Source organism: Mesobacillus sp., from assembly GCF_049588175.1.
In the GTDB taxonomy this organism is placed as follows: Bacteria; Bacillota; Bacilli; order Bacillales; family Cytobacillaceae; genus Mesobacillus.
Genome location: NZ_JBAVFI010000268.1, coordinates 1 through 6,043, shown reverse-complemented (window position 1 = coordinate 6,043; position 6,043 = coordinate 1). Strand labels below are relative to the sequence as shown.

The window sequence follows — 6,043 nt, the reverse complement described above, 5'->3', positions numbered from 1 at the left end:
GACCAATTTCTTTCGAGATACCCTTATGTGATTGGGTAAGTTCCTGAATTTTTTTGACCACTTTCAAGAACAGTTTTTGAACCCATTCAGTCGGAAGTTCATTTATTCTACGACTGAGTTGAGAACCACTTATATCCTTAAGATTGAGCTCATCTCGAAGTTTTGGATATGCCCTTAGTTTTTCTTCCATTTCAGAGTATGAGCTCCACTGGTCTAATTGGGCAGAAACAAAGATCTTTAAAAGTGACTTGGTAGACAGCTTATAATTCCTGTAATCTATAAGCCGATTCTCAAAATCCTCCATTGGCAGTAGAGATAAGCATTGACAAATTAGCATTTCACGACCTATACTTTGACTCATGGTGAGCTCCTTTTGTAGTAGAGTGAGGGAACAAGTATGGTCCTTTTCTCTACTACATTAGGGCTTTTTTTGTTTTCCGTAAATAAATTTGATGATTTTACTTTTTTTGTAAGTCGTGCAACGCCAGTGGGTCTGACCCCCACTGCTTTAATGCGTTACAGAAAAAGAGTCCGGTGGAGTTCACCGGACTCTTTTTTATTATGCTGAGTTTCTTTCGTCTTTCAGGACTGTTCCATCTTCTAGCACTAGCTTTGGCGGCATGTTTTTTTCGACTGTTTCTTTTGTGATGATGCATTTTACGATATCATCACGTGATGGCAAGTCGAACATGACGTCAAGCATGATGCCTTCGATGATTGAACGTAGTCCGCGGGCTCCTGTCTTTCGCTCGATTGCCTTTTTTGCGATTTCAACAAGGGCATCGTCTTCGAAATCAAGCTCCACATTATCAAGCTCCAGCATCTTTTGATACTGCTTTACAAGAGCGTTTTTCGGCTTAGTCAGGATTTCAACCAGCGCTTCTTCATCAAGCGGAGTCAGGCTGGCGATTACTGGCAAACGGCCGATGAATTCTGGAATCAAACCAAACTTCAATAAGTCTTCTGGAAGCACTTTTGACAGCAATTCCTTCTTGTCTAATTCTTCTTCTTTCTTATCGGAGCCGAAGCCAATTACTTTTTGGCCAAGGCGGCGTTTGATGATTGATTCGATTCCATCAAATGCTCCACCGCAGATGAATAGAATATTCGTTGTATCAATTTGGATGAATTCCTGATGAGGATGCTTTCTTCCACCTTGTGGAGGAACGCTTGCAACTGTTCCTTCAAGAATTTTCAATAGCGCCTGCTGAACGCCTTCACCGGAAACATCTCTTGTAATAGATGGGTTTTCGGATTTTCTTGCAATTTTATCGATTTCATCGATGTAGATGATCCCTTTTTCAGCTTTCTCCACATCATAATCTGCAGACTGGATCAATTTCAAAAGGATATTTTCTACGTCTTCACCAACATAACCAGCTTCAGTAAGTGATGTAGCATCCGCAATCGCGAATGGTACATTGAGAATGCGGGCAAGAGTTTGCGCAAGCAATGTTTTACCGCTTCCTGTCGGCCCGATCATCGCAATATTACTCTTAGAAAGCTCTACATCATCAATCTTACTGTTCGAGTTAATACGCTTATAATGGTTGTAAACGGCTACAGACAAGTTTTTCTTAGCTTGATCCTGCCCAATTACATACTCATTAAGGATATCTCGGATTTCCATTGGTTTTGGTACATCTTTAAATTCAACTTCTTCTTCAGTGCCCAGTTCCTCTTCAACGATTTCCGTGCATAATTCAATACACTCATCACAGATGTAGACCCCTGGCCCTGCTACTAACTTGCGGACTTGATCCTGCGTTTTGCCGCAGAAAGAACACTTAAGCTGCCCTTTTTCATCATTAAATTTGAACAATGCCTTCACCCCTTGAGAACTTCTAACAATATATAAAGCTGCAATTCATAAGCAAACGAAAAGTTAAGTAACGGTTTTTCTGCCGCGGTTGAGCAGGTATGTATTGCATTGTAACACATTATGCCAAGGTACAGGAAATAATAACCCTTGACATGGACAAGTTTCGTGCTTATGAACCTTTGTGAAAAAATATGTACTAAATCATCTTAACCATAAATCGTGCCATTAAATCGGCATATGGGAAATTGCTAAAAAATTATGTATGTATATTGTTTTTAACTATATGTTTTTATTGTAGAAAACAAGGCACGATCACTCGCGCCTTGTCTCTATTTATATACTGAGTATAAAATTCACTTCGAGAAATGTCTAGCTCCAGCGCCTAGCCCCTCGAGTCGCTTCGGTCCGCCCAATGAAGTCAAAGAACGACTTCACTGTCAGGCCCTCCGACGGACACGATGTCCTAGTGCCGACGTTGCCACAGGACGTGGCGTTTTTAGTCGCCGTTCCTTGTACAAGGCGCTTGCGCTTTTCTTATAAAAACGTCCTCTTAACTTTCTCCCAGAAGGAATTATCCTTCAGTTTGACAGTCTTAATGAGCTTGTTGCTTAGTTTTACATCGAACTTGTCGACATGCTGGATGCTTAAAGCTTCATTATCCATGCCCATTATTGGATAGTCATTGCCGTCTTGGGCAACCTTGAAAGTAAGCTTTCGGTCACCGCTTAGGATGAAAGAAGATCCAAGAGTGCGGTAATGATTATTATTCACTGAAGCGAGTTCGCTTACTTGCATGCACGGAAGAAGCGGGTCTACAACCGCACCATTAACAGATTTGTTATAAGCAGTGCTTCCGGTTGGAGTAGCAACGATCATCCCGTCCCCGCGGAATGTTTCGAAATGGATATCATCAATAAAGACATCCATCACGAATGCTTTAATGATTCCAGAGCGGACACTGAATTCATTCAGGCAAACAAATGATGTCTCTTCATCGATCGTGACCTCAATCGTTGGATAGCGTCTTACTTCAATTTGAGAATTGGTAATCGCTTCGATCATTTTATCCGTATCGGCAATTTGGAAATCGCAATACATGTTCAAAGAGCCAGTAGTAGAAATTCCAGCGTATAGGCAATCATCACGAAAACCAGTTTTTCTGACAGCCTGCAGGAATGTTCCATCATCGCCGATACTGACGATAATGTTGGCCTGGCGGTAATCTGAAACAATATTGAAGTCATATCGTCTTGCTAATTCGTATAAAGGCTCAACTTTTTCCAACATTTTTGTATCGGGCTTATGGTAAAAATAAATATTGCGACGATCTTGCATGACTGATTCCTCCAAACATTATGTAATTTTCCATATTTTTACCCACTTTTGAAATCTTTTGCTAAAATAAATGTTATTGACATCAGTTTATCATTTTTACATAACTATTTGAAAGTACAAGGAATTTAAGGGGGCTTTACGATGAATGGTAAAAGATGGGCAGCATTAGGTATTGCTGCAGGTTTGCTGATTGCTTCAACCGTCATTAATCTTTTGTCTACATTCGCATTCAGCGACGCTGAAAATACATTTAATGACATATTTGCTGTATCGGAAGAAATGTTTGCAGAAGAAATCATTGAGGAAGGGGACATGCTGAGTAAAATCGCTGTCCTGTCAATTGATGGGGTCATCCAGGACACTGGGGATACACAGTCTTTCTTTGAAAGTCCGCTCTATAACCATAAGGCATTCATGCAACAGCTCGAATATGTAAAAGAAGATGAAGATGTTAAAGCGATTATCCTGCGAGTCAATTCTCCTGGTGGAGGGGTCGTTGAGAGCGCTGAGATACACGATAAGATCAAGGAAATACAGAAGGATACTAAGAAGCCTGTATATGTTTCCATGGGATCGATGGCAGCATCCGGGGGGTATTATGTATCTGCTCCAGCTGATAAAATCTTTGCCAGCCCAGAAACTTTGACAGGATCTCTTGGAGTCATCATGCAAGGTGTCAATTATGCTGGAATTGCCGAAAAATATGGTGTGGAATTCAACACCATCAAAAGCGGACCTTATAAGGATATTATGAGTCCTTCCAGGAAGATGACAGAGGAAGAACGGAAAATCCTTCAGTCCATGATCAATAATTCTTATGAGGGTTTCGTAAAAGTAATTTCAGAAGGTCGAGGCATGTCTGCTGAACAGGTCAAGAAAATCGCGGACGGCAGAATCTATGACGGCCGTCAGGCGAAAGAACTGAACTTAATCGATGGATTTGGGTATCTTGATGATGTCATTGAAGCAGTAAGGAAGGATGAAAAATTAGGAGATGCCCAGGTAGTTAAATATACAGAAAGTATGGGAATCGGTTCCTTCTTTAGCATGAGTGCACAAAAAATCATGGGGAAAGACGCGGAAATGGCAGGTTTAATGAAGATGCTGTCCCAGCCTAATTCTCCCCGCTTAATGTATCTGTATGCGGAATAGGGGGGACGAAAATGAATTTGAATGAATTTGACAAAGAAGAAAAAAGACAGATTGATGATTCCAGCCTTCATGAACAGAAAATTCGGGAAGAAACAGAACAACCTGTAAGAACTGAAGCTGCATATAGAACCAGTGAAATGGAACAAAATGACCAAGCAGAACCCAATGAATCCAACAGTGTAATTGATCCAAATGATCGCTTTGAACGTGTTGAACAAACTGGACAATTCGATCGAATCGCAGATGGGGGTACCTCAGCACACCCTCCTATTGATTCTGAAGGAAAGTTTGATGAGCAAAATGAAGCTGGCCATTTTCAATGGGAGGGCTTATATGCGGGATTCTGGATGCGATTTTGGGCCTATTTACTGGATCTGATTGTGATTGGCAGTGTAAACAGGATGATCATCAATCCTGTTTTCCGTGCCATGGATATCTCGTTAATAGAGGATGGGATTTTCTCACCTATAACCATCGCCACTGCCGTCGTGTTCTATTTATATTTTGTGCTGATGACCAAGTATTATGGCCAGACGCTTGGCAAGATGGTCTTCGGTTTAAAGGTTGTCGAGTTAAGCGGCAGTCGACTATCATGGGGGACAGTAATTTTCCGGGAATGGATCGGCCGTTTTATATCAGCGACAATCATGGTATTGTATTTAATCGTCGGTTTCTCTAAAAAGAAACAAGGCCTGCATGACATGTTTGCTGATACAACCGTAATATATGAACCACGTTAAAATGAACCTGCTTCGGCAGGTTTATTTTTATGCCTTTTTGTTGATAATAATAGGCTGAAAGGTTGTGGAGGATAATGAAATGGGTGCTGCTTGCCTTACTGCTTCTTACTGTACTTATACTAATCATCCTTATAACAAAAGTTAAAATTTTTATAGATTATTTCCACGGCAATGATAACGACCATCTTAAAATTACCGTAAAAGCCTGGGGAGGGCTCATAAAGTATAAGGTCGATATCCCGGTTATTAAAATTGATGATAATTCACCCACGATTGTGGCGGAGCAAAAAATCCAAACAGGGCCTAATGAAAATATTAAACAAGAAAAAACATCGCAAGTTGATAAAACAGATTTGCTAAACAGCATAAATGATTTTAAGCATTTAGTTACTCATGTTGCAGGGCTTCACAAAATTATTAGGGATTTTTTAAGTAAAGTAACAATCAGAAAAATAGAATGGCACACTATGGTTGGAGTAGGAGATGCTGCGGCGACCGGGGTACTAACTGGAGCCTTTTGGGCTGTAAAAGGCGGATTGATTGGTGTCCTCAGCCTATATATGAAACTGAAAGAAATGCCAGTTATGTCGATCACGCCTAGTTTTCAGCATGCCGTGTCAATCACTAGCTTTAAATGTATGATTCAAGTCAGAGTCGGGCATGCTATTTTAGCAGGAATAAAGCTGGTTAAATATTGGAAAGGCGGATGGCCGCATTTCAAAACAAAGCCATTATCCGTACTTTCTGGTGATAAAACTAATACCGTTTAAACAAGGAGGAAAACAGGAATGTCCGACCATCCAATTCAAGGACTTATGACGACTGCCATGGAAAGTTTAAAAGAAATGATTGATGTCAATACAATCATTGGAGACCCTGTAGAGACACCGGACGGAAGTGTGATCCTGACAGTTTCTAAAGTAGGTTTCGGTTTTGCTGCTGGTGGAAGTGAATTTGTTTTGGAAAGCACGAAGAGTGGATCAGGAGGCTCTGG

Annotated in this window: 6 protein-coding genes and 1 pseudogene; 4 read left to right on the top strand and 3 right to left on the bottom strand. The window is 40.8% G+C overall.

Annotated elements, in window-relative coordinates; translation table 11 throughout:
• From WB217_RS06550 to WB217_RS06540, 3 genes and pseudogenes are all read right to left on the bottom strand, one after another.
• Positions 1-361, bottom strand: a pseudogene (locus WB217_RS06550) (IS4/IS5 family transposase); the annotation flags it as partial.
• Positions 362-559: 198 nt separating this feature from the next.
• A complete protein-coding gene (gene clpX / locus WB217_RS06545; protein ID WP_423991789.1) occupies positions 560-1,822 on the bottom strand; it encodes an ATP-dependent protease ATP-binding subunit ClpX in 1,263 nt (420 codons plus the stop codon).
• Between the two features lie 534 nt (positions 1,823-2,356).
• A complete protein-coding gene (locus WB217_RS06540; protein WP_423991787.1) occupies positions 2,357-3,157 on the bottom strand; it encodes an NAD kinase in 801 nt (266 codons plus the stop codon).
• Positions 3,158-3,298: 141 nt separating this feature from the next.
• On the opposite strand from WB217_RS06540, the gene sppA reads away from it, so the two are divergent.
• From sppA to WB217_RS06520, 4 genes are all read left to right on the top strand, one after another.
• Positions 3,299-4,309 carry a signal peptide peptidase SppA gene (sppA, locus tag WB217_RS06535; RefSeq protein ID WP_423991785.1) on the top strand — a complete coding sequence of 337 codons (1,011 nt, stop codon included), beginning with the start codon at positions 3,299-3,301 and terminating at the stop codon, positions 4,307-4,309.
• 182 nt (positions 4,310-4,491) lie between these two features.
• Positions 4,492-5,049: an RDD family protein gene (locus WB217_RS06530; RefSeq protein WP_423991791.1), complete on the top strand. Its 558-nt coding sequence runs from the start codon at positions 4,492-4,494 to the stop codon at positions 5,047-5,049.
• Positions 5,050-5,123: 74 nt separating this feature from the next.
• A complete protein-coding gene (locus WB217_RS06525) occupies positions 5,124-5,819 on the top strand; it encodes a DUF2953 domain-containing protein (protein ID WP_423991783.1) in 696 nt (231 codons plus the stop codon).
• An 18-nt stretch (positions 5,820-5,837) separates the two neighbouring features.
• Positions 5,838-6,043 (top strand): spore germination protein GerW family protein (locus WB217_RS06520; RefSeq protein ID WP_423991781.1); only part of this gene is annotated, 206 nt, incomplete at its 3' end.

Excerpts from the sequence above, each read along its gene's own strand:
- WB217_RS06540 (WP_423991787.1), bottom strand. The coding sequence starts at position 3,157 with ATGCAAGATCGTCGCAATATTTATTTTTACCATAAGCCCGATACAAAA.
- sppA (WP_423991785.1), top strand. The coding sequence starts at position 3,299 with ATGAATGGTAAAAGATGGGCAGCATTAGGTATTGCTGCAGGTTTGCTG.
- WB217_RS06525 (WP_423991783.1), top strand. The coding sequence starts at position 5,124 with ATGAAATGGGTGCTGCTTGCCTTACTGCTTCTTACTGTACTTATACTA.